Raw genomic sequence first — 25,962 nt, forward strand, 5'->3', positions numbered from 1 at the left:
GCGTACCACACTACCAGCGTTCTGCCGCTTCACGGTCGCTATCTCGCGCATCGACCCAGCGCTCGCCTTCCGGCGTCGCCTCCCGCTTCCAGAACGGCGCGCGGGTCTTCAGGTAATCCATAATAAACTCCCCCGCCGCAAACGCGCTACCGCGGTGGGCGCTGGTGACGCCGACAAAGACAATCTCCTCCCCGGGCCACATCTCGCCGATACGGTGAATCACCGTCACCCGGCCCAGCGGCCAGCGCTCGCGCGCCTGTTCCACAATCTCCGCCAGCGACTTTTCCGTCATCCCCGGATAGTGTTCGAGGGTCAGCGCTTTGACGCTGTCGCCAAGGTTGTGGTTGCGGACCTTGCCGGTAAACGTCACTACCGCGCCGTCTTCATCGCGCTCGGCCAGCCAGGGGTATTCGTCGCCGACCTTAAAGCGGTCATGGCTGACGATAATACGCGTCTGCGTCATGTTATCCCCCGGTAACCGGCGGGAAAAACGCCACTTCATCACCGGCCGCCAGCGGGTGATCAAACGTCGTCAGCGTCTGGTTTACCGCCGCTAGCAGCTTGCCCTCCTCCAGCGCCAGCGCCCAGCGGTCGCCGCGGGCGATCAGCTGCTGGCGAACGGCTTCAACCGTGGTCAGGCCTTGCGGATCGAGCGTCAGGGAGTCGGTGCCGAGCAGTTCGCGCACCTGGGCAAAAAAAAGAACCTTAATCATGGCTATCTTCCACTCTGAAATCGCCGGACTTGCCGCCGCTTTTCGCCAGCAGGCGCACCGGACCTATCACCATATCTTTCTGCACCGCTTTGCACATATCGTAAATCGTCAGCGCGGCGACGGAAGCGGCGGTCAGGGCTTCCATCTCAACGCCGGTTTTCCCGGTCAGACGGCACAGGGATTCGATACGCACCCGGTTATGCTCGGGCTGCGCCTGCAGATTGACTTCGACTTTGCTCAGCATCAGCGGATGGCAAAGCGGAATCAGCTCCCAGGTGCGTTTTGCCGCCTGGATCCCGGCAATGCGCGCGGTGGCAAAGACATCGCCTTTGTGATGGCTACCGTCGATAATCATCGCCAGCGTCGTGGCCTGCATTTCAACATAGGCCTCGGCGCGCGCTTCGCGAACCGTCTCCGCTTTCCCTGAGACATCGACCATGTGCGCTTCGCCGGCGGCGTTAATATGGGTCAGCTGCGTCATAAATTACTTCTTAAGATGAGAGATAAAGTTGCACGGGCGCGTGCGCGCATCGAGCTGCGGCGCAATAATGTTGTCCCATGCGGTACGACAGGCTTTGGTTGAGCCGGGCATCGCAAAAATCAGCGTGCGGTTCGCCACCCCGGCAACGGCGCGGGACTGCAGGGTCGAGGTGCCGATCTCTTCGAAGGAGAGCATGCGGAACACCTCGCCGAAACCTTCCACTTCGCGGTCAAACAGCGGCAGCAGCGCTTCCGGCGCCTGGTCGCCGTCGGTAAAACCGGTGCCGCCGGTAATCAGCACCACCTGCACCTCATCGCCGGCAATCCACGCCGACACCTGGGCGCGAATGGCGTAGCGGTTCTCTTTCACAATCGCCTTATCGACGATGACATGCCCCGCCTCCTCAGCCGCGTCGCGCAGCCAGTGTCCGGAGGTGTCGTCCTCTTCGCCACGTCGGCTGGAGACGGTGAGAATAGCAATACGGGTCGGGATAAACTCAGCGCTGGCCTGGCTCATCTGATCGCTCCTTAAAATGAATTATCCGCCAATATAGGACAGGTTCTGGGTAATACCGGTGTTGCCCTGATGCAGGAAGTGGGTCTGTTTTTTGTGCGTTAACGCCTCGGATATGCGCGCCTCCAGCGCCGGCTGCTGCTGCTCATCGGCGAGCAGATCGCGCAGATCGACGCCGCCTTCGCCGAACAGGCACAGGTGCAATTTACCCACGGAAGAGACGCGCAGACGGTTACAGGTAGCGCAGAAGTCTTTTTCATAAGGCATAATCAGACCGATTTCCCCGGCATAATCCGGATGGCAAAACACCTGCGCCGGGCCGTCGCTACGCTGGCGGATCTGATGGATCCAGCCGCGACGCAGCAGCTCATCGCGCAGCACCATGCCCGAGATATGATGGCGGCGGAACAGATCGCTGCCTTCGCCGGTTTCCATCAATTCAATAAAACGCAGCTGAATGCGGCGCGGCTGGATCCACGCCAGAAAAGTGTCGAGCTGGTGATGGTTAACGTCGCGCATCAGCACGGTATTGACCTTCACTTTTTCGAAGCCAGCGGCAAATGCGGCATCGATGCCGTCCATCACCTGATGAAACTTGTCCTGGCCGGTGATGGCGTGAAACTGACGCGCATCGAGGCTATCCACGCTGACGTTAATCGCCGTCAGCCCGGCATCGCGCCAGCTTTCAACGTCGCGCGCCAGCCGGTAGCCGTTGGTGGTGACCGCAATCTGGCGAATAGAAGGGTTTTCCCGCACCGCGGCGATGATGTCGGTAAAATCGCGACGCAGCGAGGGTTCGCCGCCGGTCAGGCGCACCTTTTCCGTCCCCAGGGCGGAGAACGCGCGCGTCACGCGGCGAACTTCATCAACGCTGAGAAAGCCTTTATTGGTGACGGCGCCGGGCTTATAGCCATCGGGGAGACAGTAGGTGCAACGAAAGTTGCATACGTCGGTAATTGATAAACGCAGATAGTAAAACTTCCGCGCAAATGCATCGGTAAGCTGTGAAGCCATAGACACCTTTCCAAATACGGGAGACGCGGTCATTTCTTTTCGCGCCCTGGTGGCAACCGAGGTTGTCACGGCCAAAGCACCATATCTTTCGACACAGGCACAGAGGCTAGAGTGTTAGTGGGTTACGCCGAATAGTAGCGCTTTAATAACGGTTATGCCATTTCCAGTTTCGTTATATAATAATGTATATATCGATACGATCGCGTATTTTCGCTACAGAATAGCTAAAAACCACGCTTTTGCATTGATGTCGGTCAGTTTGTCAGATTCAGCCCATCGTCTTTTAGGGGTAGATCGGTTACTGTGAGCCCGATAAATGGTTATAAGGGATTTTTATGCGCAATCGCACTTTCGCCGATCTGGATCGCGTGGTGGCACTCGGCGGCGGGCACGGGCTGGGCCGGGTAATGTCATCCCTCTCTTCGCTCGGTTCACGCCTCACCGGCATCGTCACCACGACCGATAACGGCGGCTCTACGGGGCGCATTCGTCGCGCGGAAGGCGGCATCGCCTGGGGCGATATGCGCAACTGTATTAATCAGCTCATCGCCGAACCCAGCGTGGCCTCGGCGATGTTTGAGTACCGTTTTAGCGGCAACGGCGAGCTTTCCGGGCATAACCTCGGCAATTTGATGCTTAAGGCGCTGGATCACCTGAGCGTGCGCCCGCTTGAAGCGATCAATTTGATCAGGAATCTTCTTAAGGTCGACGCGTTTCTGATCCCGATGTCGGAACAACCGGTCGATCTTATGGCCATCGACCATGAAGGGCACGAAGTTTACGGTGAAGTGAATATCGATCAGCTTGCCAGCGTGCCGCGCGAGCTTATGCTCTCCCCGCCGGTGCCCACCACCCGTGAAGCGATAGAAGCCATCGCCGAAGCCGATTTAATCCTGATTGGCCCCGGCAGCTTCTATACCAGCCTGATGCCGATTCTGCTGCTTGATGAGATGGCGAAGGCGCTGCGCCGCACGCCCGCGCCAATGGTGTTTATCGATAACCTTGGCAAAGAGCATAGCCCGGCAGCCAGCCTGACGCTGGCGGACAGGGTCGCCATTATGGAGCAGCAGATTGGTAAACGGGTGATTGACGCGCTGGTTGTCGGCCCGAAAGCCGATATCGCAGGGATTAAGGATCGGGTCGTCATTCAGACGCCGCTGGACGCCAGCGATGTGCCCTATCGTCACGATCGCCAGCTGTTGCGCCGCGCGCTGGATAAAGCGATTCAGGCCTTAGGCTAATCCTCAACGTGGCCTTATCCTCGCGACAAAAACAGGCAGGCTTAAAATCTTAAGGTTGTCTTAAAAAAAAACGGGCAGCATAGCGAACATCTCTTTATATGGACTTCGCTATGTCGTTATTTTCTTTACGTCGGCCAATGCTTAACCGTACGGTCTATTTGATTCTGTTCGCCTGCTATATTGGCCTGGCGCTGAACATCGCTTTCTATCGCCAGGCGTTTACCCTGCTGCCGGTCAACGGCCTGCATAACTGGCTGGTGTTCCTCAGTATGCCGATAGTGGCTATCAGCGTGATGAATATCATCACCACGCTAGCGTCATTTCTTAAGCTTGACCGCCTCGTTATCAGCCTGTTTATTCTGCTTAGCGCCTCGGCCCAGTATTTTATCTGGACCTTTGGCGTGGTTATCGATCGGGCGATGATCACCAATATTCTCGATACCACTCCCGCCGAAAGCTTTGCGCTACTCTCCGGAAAAATGGTCCTGATCCTGGGACTCTCCGGCATTCTGGCGGTGGTCGTGGCCTGGTGGGTTAAAATCCGCAAACCGGCAACCCTGTGGCGCAGCGTGGCGGTAAGGCTGTTGAGCATCGTGGTTTCAGCGCTACTGATTATTCTGGTCGCGGCATTTTTCTATAAAGATTACGCCTCGCTGTTTCGCAATAATAAAGAGCTGGTTAAGTCCCTGAGCCCGTCAAACAGCATTGTGGCCGTGAACTCCTGGTATGCGCATAACAGGATGGATAATCTTCCGCTGGTCAAAATTGGCGAAGACGCGGTTCAGAAGCCGGAGATGCGCAGCGGACCGCGGAAAAATCTGACTATCGTGGTGTTAGGCGAAACCTCAAGGGCGGCAAACTTTTCCCTGAACGGCTACGCCCGCGAGACCAACCCGCGCCTGAAACAGGATAATGTTATCTATTTCCCCGACACCACGTCCTGCGGCACCGCGACCGCGGTTTCTGTACCGTGCATGTTCTCTAATATGCCGCGCGCCCACTATGATGAAGAGCTGGCGCACCATCAGGAAGGCGTGCTGGATATCCTGCAGCGCGCGGGAATTCAGGTTCAGTGGAATGATAACGACGGCGGCTGTAAAGGAGCCTGCGACCGGGTACCGCACCAGAACGTCACCGATCTCAAGCTTAGCGGCCAGTGCATCGACGGCGAGTGCTACGATGAGGTGCTGTTCCATAACCTGGAGAACTATATCGATAATCTGCAGCAGGACGGGATTATCGTTCTGCACACTATCGGCAGCCACGGCCCAACCTACTACAATCGTTATCCGGCGCAGTTTAAACAGTTTACGCCCACCTGCGACACCAACGAGATTCAGAGCTGCACCCAGCAGCAGCTCACCAATACCTACGATAATACGATTTTGTATGTCGATTATGTGGTCGACAAAGCGATAAAATTACTGCAGTCAAAGCAGGATAAATTTACCACCAGCCTGGTGTATCTCTCGGATCACGGCGAGTCGCTTGGCGAGGATGGGGTGTATTTACACGGGCTACCGTGGTCCATCGCCCCGGAGACGCAAAAACACGTCCCGATGCTGCTGTGGCTGTCAGCGGATTATCAACAGCGCTATGGCGTGTCCAGCCAGTGTTTGCAGCAAAAAGCGAAAACGCAAGCGTATTCGCAGGATAATCTTTTCTCCACCCTGCTCGGTCTGCTCGGGGTCAGCACCCGCGAGTACCAGGCAACAGACGATATTTTAACGCCATGTAGAGAGGCAGGCCGATGAAAATTTTAGTCATTGAAGACGATGCGCTCCTGTTACAAGGGTTAATTCTGGCGATGCAAAGCGAGGGCTACGTTTGCGACGGCGTATCAACCGCCCACGAAGCCGCCCTCTCTCTGGCCAGCAACCACTACAGCCTGGTGGTTCTCGACCTCGGCCTGCCGGATGAAGACGGTCTGCACTTCCTGGCGCGCATGCGACGGGAGAAGTTCAGCCAGCCGGTGCTGATCCTCACCGCCCGCGATACCGTGGATGACCGCATCAGCGGCCTGGATACCGGCGCGGATGACTACCTGGTTAAGCCGTTTGCGCTGGAAGAGCTGAACGCGCGCATTCGCGCCCTGCTGCGTCGTCACAATAATCAGGGCGATAACGAACTGTCCGTCGGCAATCTGCGCCTGAACGTCACCCGGCGGCTGGTCTGGCTCGGCGAGCAGTCCCTGGATTTAACGCCCAAAGAGTACGCTCTGCTTTCACGCCTGATGATGAAAGCGGGCAGCCCGGTGCATCGCGAAATTCTCTACAACGACATTTACAGCTGGGACAACGAACCGGCCACCAATACGCTGGAGGTGCATATCCATAATCTGCGCGATAAAGTCGGCAAATCACGCATCCGCACCGTCCGTGGCTTTGGCTATATGCTGGTTGATAACGCGGAGACCGAATAACGCTATGGCTTTTTTTGTCAGTGAAAACTGGACTATGCGTCATCGGCTGCTGCTGACAATTGGCGCTATTCTGGCCGTTTGTCAGCTCATCAGCGTGTTCTGGCTGTGGCATGAAAGTCAGGAGCAGATTCAGCTGCTGGTCGCCAGCGCCATTGAAGGGCATAACAATCAGAAGCATATTGAGCATGAGGTTCGCGAAGCGGTAGCCAGCCTGCTGATCCCAAGCCTGCTGATTATCGGCCTGGCGCTGTATATCTCCCTGCTGGCGGTGAAAAAAATCACAAAGCCGCTTTCCAGACTGCAGCTCGAGCTGGAAAGCCGCACCCCGGACAACCTGCAGCCTATCACGCTGAAGGAATCGGTTCCTGAAGTCACCGCGGTGACCACCGCGATTAATCAGCTGGTGTCCCGCCTGAATTTAACCCTCGATCGCGAGCGTCTGTTTACCGCCGACGTCGCCCATGAGCTGCGCACGCCGCTGGCCGGGCTGCGTCTGCACCTGGAGCTTCTGGCGAAAGTGCATGGCGTTAGCGTGGACCCGCTAATTCAGCGTCTCGATCAAATGACCAATAGCATTACCCAGCTGCTTCAGCTGGCGCGCGTTGGCCAGTCATTCTCCGCCGGAAGCTATCAGCAGGTTGCGCTGAAAGAGGATGTAATCGAACCGCTGCAGAGCGAGCTTGAGACAATGCTGCAGCAGCGCCAGCAGACGCTGGCGATCAACGTTAAGGATGGAGAGGCAATCGTGTCGGGCGACGCCACGCTGGTGCAGGTTATTTTACGTAACCTGGTCGAAAACGCGCATCGTTATAGCCCGACGGGGTCGACGATTAAAGTGTCGATAGCGCCTGGCCCAACGCCCATTCTGGCCGTTGAGGATGAAGGACCGGGAATTGATGAGGCTAAAAGCGGTGAGCTAAGCAAAGCGTTCGTCCGCATGGACAGCCGCTATGGCGGTATTGGTCTCGGGTTAAGCATCGTCACCCGCATCGCCCAGCTGCACGACGCGCAGTTCTTTTTACATAATCGACAGCCCGGGCCCGGCGTTCGCGCCTGGGTACTCTTCCCTAAAGCTTCGCGTCAGAACGTCAGCACCCACTGATGGAAAAAGGCAACGACGATAACAAACGCGCAGGTGACTGCCAGGTATTCGCGGAAGGTTAATTTTTGCATGGCGCTATCCTCAGTAAAGTGAGGATAGTTTCGCCAAACAAGATTAAGCCAACATTAAGCATCACGGAAAATCGCAACAGAGGGGCAATAAATAACCAAAGCGTTCTGGCCACCTCGTTTTGGCTCATGTGCCCGCTTTTCTGTCGGCTGGCGGCTGGCGCCTTACCCGACCTACGAAAAACACATCCCGTCCATCGCCCGAAGACCCGGTAAGGCCCGGGCGATATTTATCTGGCAACGCCGCTACGAAGCGGCGATAAACAGCTCGCGCAGCTGGTGAAGCTGGTCGCGAATTTGCGCCGCCTCTTCGAACTCCAGATTCTGCGCGTGCTGCATCATCTGCCCTTCCAGCTCGTGAATCTTCTGCTGGAGCGCCTTCGGCGTTAGCGCGACGACATCCGCCTCAACCGGTGAGCGAGACTTGCCGCGCCCCTTGGTTTTGGTTTTCGCGATATTCTGACCGAGCGCCAGAATGTCGACCACTTTCTTATTCAGACCCTGCGGAACGATACCGTGCTCTTCGTTGTACGCCTGCTGCTTCTCGCGGCGGCGCTCGGTTTCCCCGATCGCTTTCGCCATCGACGGGGTGATTTTATCGCCGTAGAGAATCGCTTTGCCGTTGATATTTCGCGCCGCGCGGCCAATGGTCTGAATCAGCGAGCGTTCAGAGCGCAGGAAGCCTTCTTTATCGGCATCCAAGATCGCCACCAGCGAAACTTCCGGCATATCCAAACCTTCACGCAGCAGGTTAATCCCCACCAGCACGTCAAACTCGCCGAGGCGCAGGTCGCGGATAATCTCCATACGCTCCACGGTGTCGATGTCCGAGTGCAGGTAGCGCACCCGCTCGCCGTGCTCTTCCAGATATTCGGTTAAATCTTCCGCCATGCGTTTGGTCAGCGTCGTGACCAGCACGCGCTCGTTGATCGCGGTGCGGATGCGAATTTCCGAGAGCAGATCGTCGACCTGGGTGCCTACCGGACGCACTTCGATGACCGGATCCAGCAGCCCCGTAGGACGGACGACCTGGTCCACCACCTCGTCGCCGGATTTATCCAGCTCATAGGCTCCCGGCGTCGCCGAAACATAGATGGTTTGCGGCGCCAGGGCCTCAAACTCTTCAAACTTGAGCGGACGGTTATCGAGCGCCGACGGCAGGCGGAAACCGTACTCCACCAGCGTCTCTTTGCGCGCCCGGTCCCCGCGGTACATACCGCCGATCTGCGGGATCGTGACGTGGGACTCATCGATGACCAGCAGACCATCGGCCGGCAGGTAGTCAAACAGCGTCGGCGGCGGTTCGCCCGGCCCGCGGCCCGACAGATAGCGCGAGTAGTTTTCAATCCCCGAGCAGTAGCCCAGCTCGTTCATCATTTCGAGGTCGAACTGCGTACGCTGGCTCAGACGCTGCTCTTCCAGCAGCTTGTTGTTCTCCAGCAGTCCCTTACGCCGCTCCGACAGTTCAACTTTAATCTCTTCCATCGCCTGGACGATGCGCTCGCGCGGGGTGACGTAGTGGGTTTTGGGATAAACGGTGAAGCGCGGGATCGTCGACTCAATATGACCGGTCAGCGGATCGAACAGCGACAGGCGCTCAACTTCCTCATCGAACAGTTCAACGCGCAGCGCGATGTCATCAGACTCCGCCGGGAAGATATCAATCACCTCGCCGCGCACGCGGAAGGTACCGCGCTGGAAGGCCTGATCGTTGCGGGTATACTGCAGCTCGGCCAGGCGGCGCAAAATAGCGCGCTGGTCGATAATCATGCCGACCGTCAGATGCAGCATCATTTTCAGATACAGATCCGGATCGCCCAGACCGTAGATAGCGGAGACCGAGGCCACCACCACCACGTCGCGACGCTCCAGCAGCGCTTTGGTCGCCGACAGACGCATCTGTTCAATATGTTCGTTCACCGACGCATCTTTCTCGATGAAGGTGTCCGAGCTTGGCACGTAGGCTTCCGGCTGGTAGTAGTCGTAGTACGAGACGAAATACTCCACCGCGTTCTCCGGGAAGAACTCTTTCATTTCGCCGTACAGCTGCGCCGCCAGGGTTTTGTTTGGCGCCAGCACCATCGTCGGGCGCTGGAGGTCAGCAATGACGTTGGCGATGGTAAACGTTTTACCTGAGCCGGTGACCCCGAGCAGGGTTTGATGCGCCAGGCCATCTTCCAGCCCCTCTTCCAGGCGACGAATGGCTTCCGGCTGATCGCCGGAGGGACGGAAAGCAGAATGCAGCTTGAACGGTTTACTCATCAATCAGAACCTGAAGAAGGGTTGAACGGCAGGTGTTTAATTCTACTCGCCGGCTCAGCTTTTGCCAATAAAAAATACTGGATATAAAAACAGTGCCGTATTATCGTAGTCGGACTAATTAGCGCTTTTTACCGCCAACATGGACGAATAAAAACCGCTTTACGGGATAATCGACCACGCCTCAGGGTTATCCCCAAAAAGTATGGCCATTTAACATTTGTCAAGCGAGGGGATGAATGTTTTATGGCAGTCGGTGACACTTTTCTTACAGGCATTGATTTTATTTAAATAATTGATATTTAATAGAATTTAATAAAAGACGGGTTTCGCGCCAATTCGGCCGCAGGCCGCGTACTCTCTAGCTTACCGCAAGTTTTCTAACTCTAATACACAAGGTTATCCACAGGAATAGTGGATAACTATCTGCAGCCCATGACCCGAGCCACCCGAACAAAACCCGTCGCCCCGGCCAAACCCGCCGCGAAAAAAATTAATTGAATTTTTTTTGCTGTTTATTGGCGAAGAGTGGCTAGATTTTTTGTTATTTTTTGCACCACATTTCAGCGCGCGGGCACCGGGAAAGTGCAAGGTCGGTCCGCTTGCGCCCGGTCGCACCTGTATTGACCAGCAAATACCGAGAGTTCTTTTTCCTGGCAAGAGATTTGCAGAATCTTCTTGTCGCCTGCTATCCCAGGAAAGGAGAAAACGTCTATGTTGAGTCTACGCGCCGTGAACCACTATTACGGAAGCCAGCACACGCTGTGGAATGTTGACCTTGAGCTCAAACCCGGTAAATGCACTTGCGTCATGGGGCGCCAGGGAATGGGGAAAACCACGCTCGTCAACTGTATTACCGGTCATCTGCCGGTGGCCAGCGGCACTATCACCTGGCAGGACGGAGGATCGGCGCCCTATGACCTGATGCCGCTCTCCGCGCAGTCGCGCAGCGCCATCGGCATTGGCTATGTACCGCAGGATAAACGGATCTTTTCGCAGCTGAGCGTGGAGGAAAATTTGCACATTGCCCTTGCGGCGGGCGGCGAACCGGCGTCAGCGGTCGCCGGAGAGATTTACGATCTGTTCCCCGAGCTGTACGCTCTGCGCCAAAGTAAAGGGATTACCCTGAGCGCCGACGATCAGTACCAGCTGGCGCTGGCCAGGGCGCTGATAACCCGTCCGCGCCTGCTGATCCTCGACGAACCTTCGCGCGGCGGCGGCCAGCGCTTCCTGCACAAGCTCGGGGATTTACTGATGCGCCTGAACCGCGATATTGGCCTGACGGTGCTGATCGCCGAACAGCACCTGCCGTTTATTCGTCGGGTGGCGGATCGTTTCTGTCTGCTGCACTGTGGACGCAGCGTAGCCCAGGGCGACGTTATCCAGCTGGATGCCCCGCTGCTGGCGAAGTGGATGACGCCCGATCCAGCGCGCTGAGGTCGAGATACTGACCGAGATCCGCGCGCTGAGCCGCTTCCGCCAGCCACGGGATCTCGCCAAGAAACGGCGCGGGCAGCACGCGCTTCAGCGTTGCCAGATATTCAGGGTGGCGCCTGCCGGGCGGCTGGATATCGTTGGCTATCCAGCCCGCCAGCGGCAGCCCGGCCTGCAGCACCGCCTGAGCGGTGAGCATGGCATGGTTGATGCACCCCAGCTTAACGCCGACCACTAAAATCACCGGCAGCCGCTCTTCCTCTACCCAATCGGCAAAGGTCAGCGTTTCTGACAGCGGCGTAAACCAGCCCCCCGCCCCTTCCACCAGTAGCCAGTCGGACAGCGCTTCCAGCTCGCGCAGGCCAGCAGAAATCGCGGCGGCGTCAATCGGCCTCCCTTCATCGGCGCTGATAATATGCGGTGACGTCGGTTCAGCAAAGGTGAACGGATTGACCTGCTCGTAGCGCAGCGCCACGCGGCTATTGCGCTGTAAAGCCAGCGCATCCTCATTACGTAATCCCTGGGCCGTATAGTCGCTGCCGGAAGCCACCGGTTTGTAGCCCGCGCTCTTAAATCCCTCGCGATTGGCCGCCTGCAGCAGCGCGCAGCTGGCGACGGTTTTCCCCACCTCGGTGTCGGTGCCGGTAACGAAGAAACGTTTAGTCACGTTCGATAACTCCTGTAAAAAGATGATACGTCAGCGGGCACTGGCCCTGCTGCTGCGGCCAGGCGAGCTGGAGCTGCCGCAGCTTGCCGCGGCTGAGCGGCGCAGGGCTGCGTCCGTGGTGCAGATGGGTCGCGCCAATGCCTTTAAGCGACCGCATCGCGCCAAGCGCGTCGGGAAACGGCAGCGTGATGGCGTGGACGTGGCCGCTGGCGCGGCGACCGGCCAGCGCCTGACGCACCGCCTGCTCGCTGAGAAAACGGTTGGCGTGCGGCCGCTCATCGATGGCTCGCCAGGCCTGATTGAGCTCAGGTAACGAACCTGACAGCAGCGTACTAAACGCCACGCGGCCGCCGGGGCGCACTACCCGGGACAGCTCATCAATGGCGGTCGCGAGATTGTCGCACCACTGAACCGCAAGGTTGCTCCACGCCAGATCAACGCAGCCGTCCGCCAGCGGCAGCGCTTCGATGTCGCCCTCAACGTAGCGGTGCGCGCAGTTTCCGCGGCGGGCCTCCGCCAGCATGTCGACGGAAAGATCCAGCGCCGTCACCCGGCTCCCTGCATCGCGCCAGAAGCGGCTTATGCTGCCGGGGCCGCAGCCCGCGTCCAGCACCTCAGGAAAGGTCTTGATATCGAGCTGTTCCAGCAGCAGAGAGGCGCTAAGACGCTGTAATTCGTCGTGCTGAGCGTAATGTCCCGCCGCGCGGCCAAACGCCGCCGCGACGGCGCGCTTATTCACCGCCGTCATGCAGCACCTCCAGCAGGCGGGCGATATCGGCAGACTCGTGCGCGGCGGTCAGCGTCAGGCGCAGCCGCGCGCTGCCGACGGGGACCGTCGGCGGGCGAATGGCCGTAGCCCAGCAGCCTTCCTCACGCAGACGCGCCGCCAGCCGCAGCGCGCGGGCGTTGTCGCCGACGATCAGCGGTTGGATCGCGCTGCCGGAATCAGTGAGCTCGCCGGGATAGTGGGACATTCCCCGACGAAAGTCGGCGATATGGCCGGCCAGCGTTTCCCGCCGCTGCTGACCCTCGTCGCTGCGAATCACGGCCAGCGCGGCGCTCAGCGCCACCGCCTGCGCCGGCGGCATGGCGGTGCTGTAAATCAGATGGCGGGCAAACTGCAGCAGATAATCCGCCAGCGCCTCGCTGCACAGCACCGCCGCGCCGCTGACGCCAAACGCTTTACCGAAGGTGACGATAAGCAGATCCGGGCGTACCTGCTGCGCGTAGCAGCTGCCGCGCCCCTCTTCGCCGAGCGCGCCGATACCGTGCGCGTCGTCAACCAGCAGAAGCGCGCCGGCCGCCCGCGCCGCCTGAGAAACCTCAGCCAGCGGCGCGCTATCGCCGTCCATGCTAAAAATGCCTTCGGTCACCACCAGCTGCTGGCCGGATAGCGGTTTCGCCAGCAAATCGTCAAGATGGCGGCTGTCGTTGTGCTGAAAACGCCGCAGCTGCGCCGGGCTAAGGCTGGCGGCTTCCAGCAGCGAAGCGTGGCTGAGACGGTCGGCGACAATCCGATCCTCTTTGCCCGCCAGCGCGGCAATCACCGCCTGATTCGCGGCAAAGCCGGAAATAAACAGCAGCGCGCGCGGAAAGCCCAGCCAGCCGGCCAGCTGCTCCTCCAGCGCGCGGTGCGCCTCGCTATAGCCGCTGACGTGGCCGGAGCCGCCGCTGCCGACGCCGTAACGATCCGCACCCTGCTGCCAGGCCTTGACGATAGCCGGATGCTGGCTGAGGCCCAGATAATCGTTGCTGGAAAAATTGAGCCAGCGCCGCCCTTCGCGGCTGAGCCAGCGTCCTGCGCCCAGCGTCACCGGCAGGCGACTGCGCAAGGCATCCGCCGCCTGCCGTTCCGCCAGCGCCAGCTCGATGCGGTGCTGCCAGCTCATAGCGCCGCCGCGTTGTAATATTCCTCGGTATCCGGGTTCATCAACGCCTGCTCCAGCCGCTGCTGCTGGGCGTTATCGCCTTCCAGTACCTCGGTCTGCTGCGGATTAATCCCCAGCTTGCGGAACAGCTGCAGGTCTTTGTCCTCTTCCGGGTTTGGCGTGGTCAGCAGCTTGCAGCCGTAGAAAATCGAGTTCGCCCCGGCCATAAAGCACATCGCCTGGGTCTGTTCGTTCATCTGTTCACGACCGGCGGAGAGGCGCACGTGCGAGGTCGGCATCATGATGCGCGCGATGGCGATAGTACGAATAAAATCAAAGGCGTCCACGTCGTCGTTATCCGCCAGCGGCGTGCCTTTGACCTTCACCAGCATGTTGATCGGCACGCTTTCCGGCGGCGTCGGCAGATTGGCCAGCTGTAGCAGCAGCCCGGCGCGGTCTTTGACCGTTTCCCCCAGCCCGACTATACCGCCGGAGCACACTTTAATTCCGGCATCGCGCACTTTATCGAGGGTATCGAGGCGCTCCTGGTAGGTGCGGGTGGTGATGATATTGCCGTAGAATTCCGGCGAGGTATCGAGGTTGTGGTTGTAGTAATCCAGACCGGCGCCGGCCAGACGCTGGGCCTGGCTATCGTTGAGCGTGCCAAGGGTCATGCACGCTTCCAGCCCCAGCGCTTTCACCCCTTTCACCATCTGCTCAAGATACGGCATATCGCGATCGTTCGGATTCTTCCACGCCGCCCCCATACAGAAGCGGGTTGAACCGGCTTGTTTCGCCTGTCGTGCCGACTCAAGCACCTGTTCAACCTCCATCAGGCGTTCGGATTCCAGACCGGTTTTATAGCGCGCGCTTTGCGGGCAGTATTTGCAGTCTTCCGGGCAGGCGCCGGTCTTAATCGACAGCAGCGTGCTGACCTGAACCTGGCGCGGGTCGAAGTGCTGACGATGGATCTGTTGCGCTTCAAACAGCAGATCCAGAAAGGGTTTATTAAATAACTCAGTAACTTGCGACATTGTCCAGCGGGGGTGGTGAGCCATTAGCCTCTCCAAAGGGTTTTGTTAATTGTTGGTTCGGTTTATACTCGTAAACCTAAATGTTTTCAAAATGGTTTACAAGTCGATTATGACAACGGACGATCTCGCTTTCGATCGGCGCCACATCTGGCACCCTTACACTTCAATGACTTCGCCGCTGCCGGTCTATCCGGTCGTGGCCGCCCACGGCTGTGAGCTAACCCTCGCCGACGGCGGGCAGCTGGTTGACGGCATGTCGTCCTGGTGGGCGGCCATTCATGGCTATAATCACCCGCGCCTGAACGCGGCGATGAAAGCGCAGATTGACCAGATGTCGCACGTCATGTTCGGTGGAATTACCCACCCTTCCGCGGTCGCCCTGTGCCGCCAGCTGGTGGCGATGACCCCGGAAAGCCTCGAATGCGTGTTCCTCGCCGATTCCGGCTCCGTCGCCGTCGAAGTGGCGATGAAAATGGCGCTGCAGTACTGGCAGGCGAAAGGCGACCCGCGCCAGCGCTTTCTCACCTTCCGCAACGGCTATCACGGCGATACCTTCGGCGCGATGTCGGTCTGCGATCCGACGAACTCAATGCACAGTCTGTGGCAGGGCTATCTGCCGGATAACCTCTTCGCCCCGGCGCCGCAGAGCCGCTTCGACGGCGACTGGGATGAGCGGGATATGGTACCGTTCGCCCGTCTGATGGCCGCCCACCGCCATGAAATCGCCGCGGTGATCCTCGAGCCGATTGTTCAGGGCGCGGGCGGAATGCGGATGTACCACCCCGAGTGGCTCAGGCGGATCCGCAGGATGTGCGATCGCGAGGGCATCCTGCTGATCGCCGATGAGATCGCCACCGGCTTTGGTCGAACCGGTAAGCTGTTCGCCTGCGAGCACGCAGGGATTGCGGCGGATATTCTGTGCCTCGGCAAAGCGCTGACCGGCGGCACCATGACCCTCTCCGCCACCCTCACCACCCGTCAGGTGGCAGAAACTATCAGCGACGGGGAAGCCGGCTGCTTTATGCACGGCCCGACCTTTATGGGCAACCCGCTGGCCTGCGCGGCGGCGACCGAGAGTCTGCGCCTGCTGGAAAGCGGCGAATGGCAGCAGCAGGTGGCAGCCATTGAAGCGCAGCTCAGCGCCGAGCTGGCGCCGGCGCGCGAATCCGCGCAGGTTACCGATGTGCGGGTGCTGGGAGCGATTGGCGTGATCGAGACGCATCGGCCGGTGAATATGGCCGCCCTGCAGCGCTTTTTCGTCGAACAAGGCGTGTGGATCCGCCCGTTCGGTCGCCTGATTTACCTGATGCCGCCGTACATCATTACGCCGGATCAGCTGAGCCGCCTGACGCGGGCGGTAAACGCCGCGGTTCAGGAAGAAACATTTTTTAGCGAATAAGCGACGGTAATGGCGCCTCTCTCGCGCTACACTTTCTGGCTAATCAGCGGATGACTACGAGGAGAGACGATGAAATTAATCAGTCATGATTTACAGGATGGTGAGAAGCTGCCCAATCGTCATGTCTTTAACGGCATGGGCTACGATGGCGATAATATCTCGCCGCATCTGGCGTGGGACGATGTGCCGGCCGGAACCAAAAGCTTTGTGGTGACCTGCTTCGATCCCGATGCGCCCACCGGCTCCGGCTGGTGGCACTGGCTGGTGGCCAATCTTCCGGCCGATACCCGCGTATTACCGCAGGGAGCCGGCTCCGGACAGGCGGAACTGCCCGAAGAGGCGATTCAGACCCGTACCGATTTTGGCCAGGCCGGATACGGCGGCGCGGCGCCGCCAAAAGGCGAGACCCATCGCTATATCTTTACCGTCCACGCGCTGGACGTCGAAAAAATTGCGGTCGATGAGGGCGCGAGCGGCGCGATGGTCGGCTTTAACGTCCATTTCCACAGCCTCGGCAGCGCGTCGATTACCGCCCTATTTAGCTAAGCCCCGGATGGCGGCGTAAACGCCTTATCCGGGCTACAGGTGAGTGCGATTGGGTAGCCCGGGTAAGGCGTCAGCCGCAACCCGGGTAAACCAAAACAATCACGACTCCGTCACCGCCTGCACGGCGTTTTTGCGCACCCGCGCAAACCACACCGCCGTCAGCAGCCCGAGCCATACCAGACCGGCGATAAGCGCAATCCGCGTCTCCTCCACCATCCCCAGCACCGCGATGACCAGTCCCATAAACAGCAGCGTCAGCAGCGGCGCCACCGGCCAGAACGGCACCGGAAACGCGATATTGCCTCGCTCTTCAGCGGACAGGCCGCGACGCATCGCAAAGTGAGCCAGCAGGATCATCAGCCAGACCCACACCGTCGCGAAGGCCGCCAGCGAGGCAATCAGCACAAACACCTGCTCCGGCATCAGGTAGTTCAGCACCACCGCCGCCAGCAGCGCTACGCCCATCACCACCACCGTCATCCACGGTACCCCGTTGCTGGCGATGCGCTGGAAGCTCTTCGGCGCCAGCCCCTCTTTCGCCATGCCGTACATCATGCGCCCCGCGCCAAAAATATCGCTGTTAATCGCCGAAATACTGGCGCTGATCACGATGATATTCAGGATGGTGGCCGCCGCCGGAATCCCCAGACCATCAAAAATCAGCACGAACGGACTGCCCCGCTCGCCGAAGCTGTTCCACGGGAAAATCGCCATCAGAATCGCCAGGGTGCAGACATAGAACAGCACGATTCGCAGCGGGATAGTATTGATCGCCTGCGGGATCACCTTCTGCGGATTCTTCGCTTCCGCCGCGGTCACGCCGATAATCTCGACGCCGCCAAAGGCAAACATCACGATACCGAGCGAGGCTATAATCCCCTCCCAGCCGTTAGGGGCAAAGCCGCCGTGGCTCCACAAATTCTCCAGCCCGGTTGCCGGAAAGGCGTTACCGAATCCAAAGAAAATGATGCTGCCGCCCGCCACAATCATGGCAATAATCGCCACCACTTTGATCAGCGACAGCCAGAACTCCATCTCGCCGAAAACACGCACGCTGCACAGGTTCATGGCGCCGATAAAAAAGATAATGCTCAACACCCAGATCCAGCGGGGAACATCGGGATACCACAGCCCCATATAGATGCCGAACGCGGTAACGTCCGCGAGGGCGACGATCACCATCTCAAAGGTGTAGGTCCACCCGGTAATAAAACCCGCCAGCGGGCCAAGATACTGGCGCGCGTAGCTGCTGAAGGAGCCGGAAACGGGGTTGCGTACCGCCATTTCCCCCAGCGCCCGCATCACGATAAACACCGCCGCGCCGCCGATCAGATAGGCCAGCAGTACCGCCGGGCCCGCGGCCTTGATCGCCGATGCCGAGCCGTAGAACAGCCCGGTACCGATGGCGGAGCCGAGGGCGATAAAACGAATGTGCCGGGCATTCAGCCCGCGCAGCAGGTGTGGCTTGTTTTGTTGTTGCATATGCAAGTGTCCTGATAGTTTTTATACGACGACAAATATGCGTGTAGGGTGGCCGGGAGGAAGAGATCCTCCCGGCGCAGGTACAGAGAACAGCGATGGTTTAGCGTTGGTCTCAGAGCACGGCAGGCAGCAGCCGCGTCAGATGACGCGCCGCCAGGAGCGCAATGGCGTTTTCGATGTCCGGGGCGAAGAAGCGGTCCTCGGTGTAATGGGTCACCCGTTCGCGCAGCAGGTGGCGCGCCTCTTCCAGCAGCGGGCTGCTGCTCAGGCCTTCGCGCATATCCAGACCCTGCACGGCGGCCAGCCACTCAACGGCCAGTACGCCGCGGGTATTTTCCGCCATCGCCCACAGGCGGCGGCCGGCGGCCGGGGCCATCGAGACGTGGTCTTCCTGGTTAGCGGAGGTTGGCAGACTGTCCACGCTGTGCGGGTGCGACAGCGCTTTGTTCTCGCTGGCCAGCGCCGCCGCCGTCACCTGGGCAATCATAAAGCCGGAGTTAACGCCGCCGTTTTTGACCAGGAAAGGGGGCAGCTGCGACATATGGCTGTCCATCATCAGCGCGATACGGCGCTCCGACAGCGATCCGATTTCGGCAATCGCCAGCGCGATATTATCCGCCGCCATCGCCACCGGTTCGGCGTGGAAGTTACCGCCGGAAATCACGTCGTTCTCGCTGGCGAACACCAGCGGGTTATCGGATACCGCGTTGGCTTCAACCAGCAGCACTTCCGCCGCCTGGCGAAGCTGGGTCAGGCAGGCACCCATCACCTGCGGCTGGCAGCGCAGAGAGTACGGGTCCTGCACCTTGGTGCAGTTATGGTGCGACTGGGAAATCGCGCTGTCGTCGGTCAGCAGATGGCGATAGAGCGCCGCGGCGTCAATCTGCCCGCGCTGACCGCGCGCTTCGTGAATGCGCGGATCAAACGGACGACGCGAACCGAGCGCCGCTTCGGTGGTTAACGACCCGCAAACTACCGCGGAAGCGAACAGGTCTTCGGCTTCGAACAGGCCGCGCAGGGCAAACGCCGTCGACGCCTGCGTGCCGTTGAGCAGCGCCAGCCCCTCTTTCGCCGCCAGAGTAATCGGCTCAAGCCCCGCCTGACGCAGCGCTTCCGTCGCCGGCAGCCACTCCCCGCCGCGCACGCGCGCTTTCCCTTCGCCAAGCAGGGTTAAAGACATATGCGCCAGCGGCGCGAGGTCGCCGGAGGCGCCGACCGATCCCTTCGCCGGGATCCACGGCGTCACGCCCGCGTTGACCAGGCCAATCAGCGCCTGAATCACGCTCAGGCGAATGCCGGAAAAGCCGCGCGACAGGCTGTTAATTTTCAGCACCATAATCAGACGCGCGAGGTCATCATCCAGCGGTTCGCCAATCCCCGCCGCGTGCGAAAGCACCAGCGATCGCTGAAGGTTTTCCAGATCTTCGGTTGAGATGCGCGTCTGCGCCAGCAGGCCAAAACCGGTGTTGATACCGTAGGCGGTGCGGCCTTCCGCCAGAATCGCGTTGACGCAGGCAACGCTGTCATCAATCGCCGCGAACGCGCTTTCGTCTAGCGTAATATTCAGCGGCTGGCTGTAGACGTCGCGCAGCTGCGACAGGCTGAGTTGACCCGGAATCAGTGTTAAAGCGTTCATTTAGCGTGCCCCTGCGTTGCTGCCACCATCGGAAGATTCAAACCTTGTTCTGTCGCGCACTCAATCGCGATATCGTAGCCCGCGTCGGCATGACGCATCACGCCGGTCGCCGGGTCGTTGTGCAGGACGCGGGCAATGCGCGCCGCCGCTTCATCGGTACCGTCGCAGACGATAACCATGCCGGAGTGCTGCGAAAAGCCCATCCCGACGCCGCCGCCGTGATGCAGCGACACCCAGGTCGCCCCGCTGGCGGTATTCAGTAAGGCGTTGAGCAGCGGCCAGTCGGAGACGGCGTCGGAACCATCGCGCATCGCTTCCGTCTCGCGGTTCGGGCTGGCGACGGAGCCGGAGTCAAGATGGTCGCGGCCAATGACGATCGGCGCGGAGACTTCGCCGCTGCGGACCATTTCGTTAAACGCCAGCCCCAGCTTCTGCCGCCATTCGAGGCCTACCCAGCAGATACGCGCCGGTAGCCCCTGGAAACTGATACGCTCGCGGGCCATATCCAGCCAGTGATGCAGGTGCTTATCGTCTTTAACGATCTCTTTCACTTTCGCGTCGGTTTTATAGATGTCCTGCGGGTCGCCGGACAGGGCAACCCAGCGGAACGGGCCGATGCCGCGGCAGAATAGCGGGCGGATATAGGCGGGAACGAAGCCTGGGAAAGCAAACGCGTTGCCAACGCCCATCTCCTGGGCCATCTGGCGAATGTTGTTGCCGTAGTCAAACGTCGGCACGCCCATTTCGTGGAATGCCAGCATCGCCTGCACGTGGTCGGCCATTGCGCGTTTCGCCGCCAGGATAGTGCCCTGCGGGTCCGACTCGGCCTTAGCCTGGTACTCTTCCCAGCTCCAGCCTTTCGGCAGATAGCCGTGCAGCGGATCGTGGGCGCTGGTCTGATCGGTCACCATATCCGGGCGCACGCCGCGTTTGACCATTTCCGGTACGATCTCTGCCGCATTGCCGCACAGTGCGATAGAGATTGCCCGGCCCTCGGCGGTGTATTTTTTGATGCGCGCCAGCGCGTCATCCAGCGACGTCGCCTGTTCATCAACGTAGCGGGTACGCAGGCGGAAATCGATGCGGCTCTGCTGGCATTCGATATTCAACGAGCAGGCGCCCGCTAAGGTCGCGGCCAGCGGCTGCGCGCCGCCCATGCCGCCCAGACCGGCGGTCAACACCCAGCGCCCCTTCAGGCTGCCCTGGTAGTGCTGGCGGCCTGCCTCAACGAAGGTTTCATAGGTGCCCTGCACGATGCCCTGGCTGCCAATGTAGATCCAGCTGCCGGCGGTCATCTGGCCGTACATCGCCAGCCCTTTGGCATCCAGCTCGTTAAAGTGTTCCCAGGTTGCCCAGTGCGGCACCAGGTTGGAGTTGGCGATCAGCACCCGCGGCGAGTTTTCATGGGTTTTGAATACGCCCACCGGCTTACCGGACTGGACCAGCAGCGTTTCGTCGCTCTCGAGGTTTTTCAGCGCCTTCACGATAGCGTCATAGCATTCCCAGTTGCGCGCCGCGCGTCCGATGCCGCCATACACCACCAGCTCATGCGGGTTTTCGGCGACATCCGGGTCGAGGTTATTCATGAGCATACGCAGCGGAGCTTCGGTCAGCCAGCTCTTCGCATTTAACGTTGTGCCACGCGGTGCACGTACGTCCTGCTGGCGGTATTTGCTTTGCGACATCGGGGGTTTCTCCTGACAATTAACGTTGTGTACATAGATACATATACTTGTCTATACAAGCATACGCAAGCCAGGATTTAACACAAAAGATACATTTTTGTTATATTGCGTCAGCAATCACGTTTTGCCGACGCGCAGGAAGATCAGGAACCAAAATGGCCCTGCAGACGGTAGCGGCTGCCGGGGAAAATCAGGCGCGCGTGGGAAACGATATGGGTGGTGGACCAGGTGCGGCGGCGGATCAGCAGACACGGGTCGTGCGCGTGAATATGCAGCAGCGCGCACTCCTCCGCCGTTGCCTGCACCGCCTCAACAATGTGCTCCCCTTCGGTCAGAGGGGCGATCAGCGACAGATAGTCGTGGGGCGTGGTCGCGGTATAGTCCTGACGCAGATAGTCCGGCACCACGGAGGCGTTGACGCAGCGGTCCTCAATCTGTACCGGGACCTCATTTTCAAAATGCACCATCAGCGAATGGAAAATCCGCGTACCGGCGGCCACGTTGAGCGCCGCGGCCTGAATCAGATCCGCCTGCGTTTCCTCCAGCAGCACCACCTCGCAGCGGTGCTGATGATGACGAGAGGTAATTTCCTCCGCGATGCTGCGCACTTCAAACAGCGCCGACTGCCCTTTCGGCTCCGCAACAAACGTCCCCACCCCCTGTAATCGCACCAGCCGGCCTTCATCGGTCAGCTCGCGCAGCGCCCGATTGATGGTCATCCGGCTAAAGCCAAACTGCGCCACCAGCTCCGCCTCCGAAGGAATGCGATCGTGCGGACGCCAGACGCCGCTGTGGATCTTTTCGCTAATAGCCTGTTTCACCTTTTCATAGAAAGGCGCAGGCGCGGAACGAGGTTGCGATGAGAACATGGCCGGGCTTCCTTGTGCGAATGGGCGGCGAAACGTCCAGAATATACTGAATCGCTACTGCCACCAATGGGCGATTTGCCGCGCCTCCGCGCTGTGGTCGCGCCCCTGACAAATCCCGGCGGCCGTCGGTTGTCATAGCTTCATGCGATTTCTCCTCGCACCACGCGCTGCCAGAGCGGGCTGCGCCCCGGCTCGTAAACCATCTCAACCGGATGCTCCGCGTCCCAGATAGCAAAATCAGCAACGAAGCCCGGCGCCAGCCGGCCGTGGCTCGCCTGGCGGCCCAGCGCCTGCGCCGCATGACGGGTTACGCCAGCCCACACCTCCTCCGGCGTTAAGCCAAATTTCACGCAGGCCATATTCATCGCCAGATGCAGGCTGGCGAAGGGGCTGGTGCCGGGGTTGTAGTCCGTCGCCACCGCCATCGGAACCTGATATTCGCGCAGCAGTTCAACCGGCGGCCTGCGGGTTTCGTTAAGGAAATAGAACGCGCCGGGCAGGAGCACCGCCACGGTGCCGCTGCGGCTCATCGCCGCCACGCCCTCTGGGGTCAGGTATTCAATATGGTCGGCGGACAGGCCTTTATAGCGGCTCACTAATTCGGCGCCGCCCAGCGAAGAGAGCTGCTCAACGTGACCTTTTACCGGGATACCTAATGCCTGGGCCGTACTGTAAACCCGTTCAGTCTGCGCGGGTGTAAAGCCGACGTTTTCGCAGAAGGCATCGACGCTTTCAAATAGCCCCTCTTCCCACAGCGTGGGCAGAATGATTTCGCATACCAGATTGATATAGCCGTCCGGGTCGCCTTTATATTCCGGCGGCGTGGCGTGGGCGGAGAGTAGCGTGGGGGAAATCTCAACGGTATGCGTTGTGGCAAGCTGTTGTACAACCCGCAGCATTTTACGTTCGTTTGCGAGATCCAGCCCGTAGCCGGACTTGATCTCCAGGGTGGTGACCCCTTCGCGCAGCAGACGAGCCAGCCGCTGCCGGGCCAGCGCCAGCAGCTCCGTCTCGCTGCTTTCCCGGGTGGCGCGCACGGTCGCGTTAATGCCGCCGCCGTTGGCGCTAATGGTCTGGTAGGAGACGCCGTTGAGGCGCTGCTCCCACTCCTGCGCCCGGCTGCCGCCGAAGACCAGGTGCGTGTGGCAATCAATCAGCCCCGGCGTGAGCAGCCTGCCGCCGAGGTCAATACTCTGCCCTGCGGGCGCCTCGCTTTCGGGCACAATAGCTTCAATGCGTCCATCGCGCACCAGCAGCGCATGATGCTCCACGAGTCCATACGGCTGAGAGAAACGCGGATCGAGCGTGGCCAGGCGGACGTTTCGCCAGATTAGGCGTTCGGAAGGTGTGTGTGTCATAGCGGTCAACTTGTCATGGGTTGTATAGACATTTATTTTGATTCCGCGAGAAATGTCAACTCAGCCCCCGGCAAATGTTATTTATTTGTGATCAAAAGCGGCTCGTTTCCGGCTCTTATTATGTAAAGAAACAACTTTTTTGCGCTACGTCTTCCCGTTTCGCTTAAGTTGGTATAAAACAGCAGGCTTTAAAGGACCTATACCCTTAATTTATTCTTGCCCGGAGCAACATGAACACATATTCCGTTTCCCGCCTGGCGCTGGCGCTGGCCTTTGGCGTGACGTTGTCCGCCTGTAGTTCGACGCCTGCCGATCAACAGCCCTCAACGCAAACAGCGCCGGGCACGGCCTCTCGTCCAGTTTTAACCGCCGATGAGGCGAAAAACTTCTTACCGGCGAGCTATTTCCAGTCTCTCGATCCTAACGCCGCGGCGTGGAGCCCGTCCGCCATCAGCCTCCCGGCGCAGCCGGATTTTGTCGTGGGTCCTGCGGGTACCCAGGGGGTAACCCACACCACGATTCAGGCCGCGGTGGATGCAGCGATTACCCGCCACTCCAATCGTCGTCAGTTTATCGCCATCATGCCGGGTGAATATGCGGGCACCGTATACGTTCCGGCGGCGCCTGGCGCGCTGACCCTGTACGGCACCGGTGAGAAGCCGATTGATGTAAAAATCAGCGCAGCGATTGATTCAGAAATGGATCCGGTCTCCTGGCGTCACCAGGTTAATCCGGGCGGCAAATATATGCCGGGCAAACCGGCCTGGTATATGTACGACAGCTGCCAGAGCAGACGTGCCGCCACCGTTGGCGTGATGTGCTCAGCGGTATTCTGGTCGCAGAATAACGATCTCCAGCTACAGAACCTGACTATCGCCAACAACCTCGGCGACAGCGTAGACGCGGGCACTCATCAGGCCGTGGCGCTGCGTAGCGATGGCGATCGGGTACAGATTAACAAGGTGAATATCCTCGGTCGCCAGAACACCTTTTTCGTGACCAACAGCGGCGTACAAAACCGCCTGCAGGATAACCGTCAGACCCGAACCCTGGTCAGCAACAGCTATATTGAAGGCGACGTCGATATCGTTTCCGGTCGTGGGGCAGTCGTGTTCGACAATACCGACTTCCGCGTGGTCAACTCGCGCACCCAGAAAGAGGGCTACGTCTTTGCGCCAGCGACCCTGAAGAGCGTGACCTACGGCTTCCTGGCGATTAACAGCCGCTTTACCGCTTCCGGCGATAACGTCGCGCAGCTGGGCCGCTCTCTGGACGTTGACGGCAACACCAATGGCCAGGTCGTTATTCGCGATAGCGTCATTAATGAAGGCTTTAATATTGCCAAACCGTGGGCTGATGCCGTCGGTTCAAACCGTCCGTTTAGCGGCAACACCGGTACTGCGGATGCCAAAGGCAACCCGCAGCGTAACCTGAATGACGCTAACTTCAACCGCATGTGGGAATACAACAACCGCGGCGTGGGAAGCTTTGTCGTCGCTGAACCGAAGCAGTAACGCTTACGCCAAAAGGGGGAAGCTATTCCCCCTTTGTCTCTTTCTCTTCCCGCTGTGCCCTTCCCGCTTCTTCACCGCTATCCCCTCATCCTGTAGGTTATCCCTGTACAGACGCCGTTCTGTACAACTTTTTCACATTATCTTTACAAAAAATAACTCTACAAAACAATATCTTATAAGTCAATGTTAAAAAAACCAACTAAATGTACAAAATTAATTCGGAAAAATTGTACATCCTGAAGATCGTGACTATAGTTATTACGTAAGTTTTAAATTCTGCATTACAGCATTCTTATGATTTAAAAAAATGCACACCATTTCCTTTGAAATGGTGAAGAACCGTAGAGCAAAGATGATTTTTATCCCGCATCTTTGTTTGTTGATTTATTGTCTAACATAACCCGAGATATACCATGCAGATTAAAAATACTATTCCTGCAGAGTTTATTTCTAACTCTGCTTTGCTGAAAAATATCGAACACATGGTGCAGACCCAGACGGAGAGCGAAGCCGTTAGCCACGAGCGTTTAATCGTTGAGGTTCAGCGGCGCCTGAATCTCGAGAAAAATGAAATACTCGCCGATTTATATATCCAAACGCTGCATGTGCTACGTGGTAAAAACCATCACTAAGCATGATATGTGATTTGTTAAATTG

Annotated in this window: 24 protein-coding genes and 1 riboswitch; of the genes, 9 read left to right on the forward strand and 15 right to left on the reverse strand. The window is 58.9% G+C overall.

From position 1 onward, the window contains the following. Window positions 1-10: 10 nt before the first annotated feature. The 5 genes from moaE to moaA all read right to left on the reverse strand — a co-directional run bounded on the left by moaE (window position 11) and on the right by moaA (window position 2,721). Window positions 11-463 carry a molybdopterin synthase catalytic subunit MoaE gene (gene moaE / locus ABLV30_RS04025; protein ID WP_004849058.1) on the reverse strand — a complete coding sequence of 151 codons (453 nt, stop codon included), beginning with the start codon at window positions 461-463 and terminating at the stop codon, window positions 11-13. Between the two features lies 1 nt (window position 464). Then, on the reverse strand, window positions 465-713 hold the full coding sequence (gene moaD / locus ABLV30_RS04030; RefSeq protein ID WP_004849056.1) for a molybdopterin synthase sulfur carrier subunit: 249 nt from the start codon (window positions 711-713) through the stop codon (window positions 465-467). Continuing rightward, a complete protein-coding gene (moaC, locus tag ABLV30_RS04035) occupies window positions 706-1,194 on the reverse strand; it encodes a cyclic pyranopterin monophosphate synthase MoaC (RefSeq protein WP_014228494.1) in 489 nt (162 codons plus the stop codon). The genes moaD and moaC overlap by 8 nt, the downstream gene beginning before the upstream one ends. Before the next feature lie 3 nt (window positions 1,195-1,197). Continuing rightward, entirely contained in the window at window positions 1,198-1,710 is a 513-nt protein-coding gene (gene moaB, locus ABLV30_RS04040; protein ID WP_009653795.1) for a molybdenum cofactor biosynthesis protein B, read from the reverse strand. A gap of 21 nt (window positions 1,711-1,731) precedes the next feature. Beyond that, the gene (gene moaA / locus ABLV30_RS04045; RefSeq protein WP_014837864.1) at window positions 1,732-2,721 is read right to left on the reverse strand and encodes a GTP 3',8-cyclase MoaA; all 990 of its coding nucleotides are present in this window, start codon (window positions 2,719-2,721) and stop codon (window positions 1,732-1,734) included. Then, window positions 2,709-2,847: riboswitch (molybdenum cofactor riboswitch) on the reverse strand. (Overlaps the previous gene by 13 nt.) A gap of 209 nt (window positions 2,848-3,056) precedes the next feature. On the opposite strand from moaA, the gene yvcK reads away from it, so the two are divergent. From yvcK to pmrB, 4 genes are all read left to right on the forward strand, one after another. Continuing rightward, a complete protein-coding gene (gene yvcK / locus ABLV30_RS04050) occupies window positions 3,057-3,962 on the forward strand; it encodes a uridine diphosphate-N-acetylglucosamine-binding protein YvcK (protein ID WP_004849048.1) in 906 nt (301 codons plus the stop codon). Window positions 3,963-4,072: 110 nt separating this feature from the next. Next, entirely contained in the window at window positions 4,073-5,716 is a 1,644-nt protein-coding gene (eptA, locus tag ABLV30_RS04055) for a phosphoethanolamine transferase EptA (protein WP_025108112.1), read from the forward strand. Beyond that, entirely contained in the window at window positions 5,713-6,384 is a 672-nt protein-coding gene (gene pmrA / locus ABLV30_RS04060; RefSeq protein ID WP_004849045.1) for a two-component system response regulator PmrA, read from the forward strand. Before eptA ends, pmrA begins: the two co-directional genes overlap by 4 nt. A gap of 4 nt (window positions 6,385-6,388) precedes the next feature. Beyond that, window positions 6,389-7,486, forward strand: a complete 1,098-nt coding sequence (pmrB, locus tag ABLV30_RS04065; RefSeq protein ID WP_014228490.1) for a two-component system sensor histidine kinase PmrB — start codon at window positions 6,389-6,391, stop codon at window positions 7,484-7,486. Window positions 7,487-7,800: 314 nt separating this feature from the next. On the opposite strand, the gene uvrB is transcribed toward pmrB, so the two are convergent. Beyond that, window positions 7,801-9,816 (reverse strand): excinuclease ABC subunit UvrB, encoded by a 2,016-nt coding sequence (gene uvrB / locus ABLV30_RS04070; protein WP_004849041.1) that lies wholly within the window; start codon window positions 9,814-9,816, stop codon window positions 7,801-7,803. Between the two features lie 711 nt (window positions 9,817-10,527). On the opposite strand from uvrB, the gene ABLV30_RS04075 reads away from it, so the two are divergent. Continuing rightward, a complete protein-coding gene (locus ABLV30_RS04075; protein ID WP_014228488.1) occupies window positions 10,528-11,250 on the forward strand; it encodes an ATP-binding cassette domain-containing protein in 723 nt (240 codons plus the stop codon). On the opposite strand, the gene bioD is transcribed toward ABLV30_RS04075, so the two are convergent. From bioD to bioB, 4 genes are read right to left on the reverse strand one after another with little or no spacing between them, the layout of a single operon-like run. Next, entirely contained in the window at window positions 11,192-11,914 is a 723-nt protein-coding gene (gene bioD, locus ABLV30_RS04080) for a dethiobiotin synthase (protein ID WP_224322740.1), read from the reverse strand. The two genes, ABLV30_RS04075 and bioD, sit on opposite strands and share 59 nt — an antisense overlap. After that, on the reverse strand, window positions 11,907-12,662 hold the full coding sequence (bioC, locus tag ABLV30_RS04085) for a malonyl-ACP O-methyltransferase BioC (protein ID WP_049083907.1): 756 nt from the start codon (window positions 12,660-12,662) through the stop codon (window positions 11,907-11,909). The genes bioD and bioC overlap by 8 nt, the downstream gene beginning before the upstream one ends. Further along, on the reverse strand, window positions 12,646-13,803 hold the full coding sequence (bioF, locus tag ABLV30_RS04090; RefSeq protein WP_134899313.1) for an 8-amino-7-oxononanoate synthase: 1,158 nt from the start codon (window positions 13,801-13,803) through the stop codon (window positions 12,646-12,648). Before bioF ends, bioC begins: the two co-directional genes overlap by 17 nt. Continuing rightward, window positions 13,800-14,840, reverse strand: a complete 1,041-nt coding sequence (gene bioB / locus ABLV30_RS04095; protein WP_014228484.1) for a biotin synthase BioB — start codon at window positions 14,838-14,840, stop codon at window positions 13,800-13,802. The genes bioF and bioB overlap by 4 nt, the downstream gene beginning before the upstream one ends. A gap of 85 nt (window positions 14,841-14,925) precedes the next feature. Between bioB and bioA the strand changes: the two genes are divergently transcribed. Together bioA and ABLV30_RS04105 are read left to right on the forward strand one after the other, a co-directional pair. After that, window positions 14,926-16,215, forward strand: a complete 1,290-nt coding sequence (gene bioA, locus ABLV30_RS04100; protein WP_046876466.1) for an adenosylmethionine--8-amino-7-oxononanoate transaminase — start codon at window positions 14,926-14,928, stop codon at window positions 16,213-16,215. Window positions 16,216-16,284: 69 nt separating this feature from the next. Beyond that, window positions 16,285-16,761, forward strand: a complete 477-nt coding sequence (locus ABLV30_RS04105) for a kinase inhibitor (RefSeq protein WP_009653774.1) — start codon at window positions 16,285-16,287, stop codon at window positions 16,759-16,761. A 99-nt stretch (window positions 16,762-16,860) separates the two neighbouring features. Here the strand turns inward: ABLV30_RS04105 and ABLV30_RS04110 are convergent, their stop codons facing one another. From ABLV30_RS04110 to hutI, 5 genes are all read right to left on the reverse strand, one after another. After that, entirely contained in the window at window positions 16,861-18,243 is a 1,383-nt protein-coding gene (locus ABLV30_RS04110; protein WP_004849033.1) for an amino acid permease, read from the reverse strand. 112 nt (window positions 18,244-18,355) lie between these two features. Beyond that, the gene (gene hutH, locus ABLV30_RS04115; protein WP_025108118.1) at window positions 18,356-19,879 is read right to left on the reverse strand and encodes a histidine ammonia-lyase; all 1,524 of its coding nucleotides are present in this window, start codon (window positions 19,877-19,879) and stop codon (window positions 18,356-18,358) included. Further along, window positions 19,876-21,564: a urocanate hydratase gene (hutU, locus tag ABLV30_RS04120; protein WP_004849031.1), complete on the reverse strand. Its 1,689-nt coding sequence runs from the start codon at window positions 21,562-21,564 to the stop codon at window positions 19,876-19,878. Before hutU ends, hutH begins: the two co-directional genes overlap by 4 nt. Before the next feature lie 143 nt (window positions 21,565-21,707). After that, on the reverse strand, window positions 21,708-22,433 hold the full coding sequence (locus ABLV30_RS04125; RefSeq protein WP_025108120.1) for a histidine utilization repressor: 726 nt from the start codon (window positions 22,431-22,433) through the stop codon (window positions 21,708-21,710). A gap of 140 nt (window positions 22,434-22,573) precedes the next feature. Beyond that, on the reverse strand, window positions 22,574-23,845 hold the full coding sequence (hutI, locus tag ABLV30_RS04130) for an imidazolonepropionase (RefSeq protein ID WP_265801527.1): 1,272 nt from the start codon (window positions 23,843-23,845) through the stop codon (window positions 22,574-22,576). A gap of 176 nt (window positions 23,846-24,021) precedes the next feature. On the opposite strand from hutI, the gene ABLV30_RS04135 reads away from it, so the two are divergent. Together ABLV30_RS04135 and ABLV30_RS04140 are read left to right on the forward strand one after the other, a co-directional pair. Next, window positions 24,022-25,305: a putative acyl-CoA thioester hydrolase gene (locus ABLV30_RS04135; protein WP_014228478.1), complete on the forward strand. Its 1,284-nt coding sequence runs from the start codon at window positions 24,022-24,024 to the stop codon at window positions 25,303-25,305. A 413-nt stretch (window positions 25,306-25,718) separates the two neighbouring features. Then, the gene (locus ABLV30_RS04140; protein ID WP_014228477.1) at window positions 25,719-25,937 is read left to right on the forward strand and encodes a hypothetical protein; all 219 of its coding nucleotides are present in this window, start codon (window positions 25,719-25,721) and stop codon (window positions 25,935-25,937) included. The last annotated feature ends 25 nt before the right edge of the window (window positions 25,938-25,962 follow it).

It is taken from the genome of Klebsiella sp. CN_Kp113 (assembly GCF_040064585.1).
GTDB classification, from domain to species: Bacteria; Pseudomonadota; Gammaproteobacteria; order Enterobacterales; family Enterobacteriaceae; genus Klebsiella; species Klebsiella michiganensis.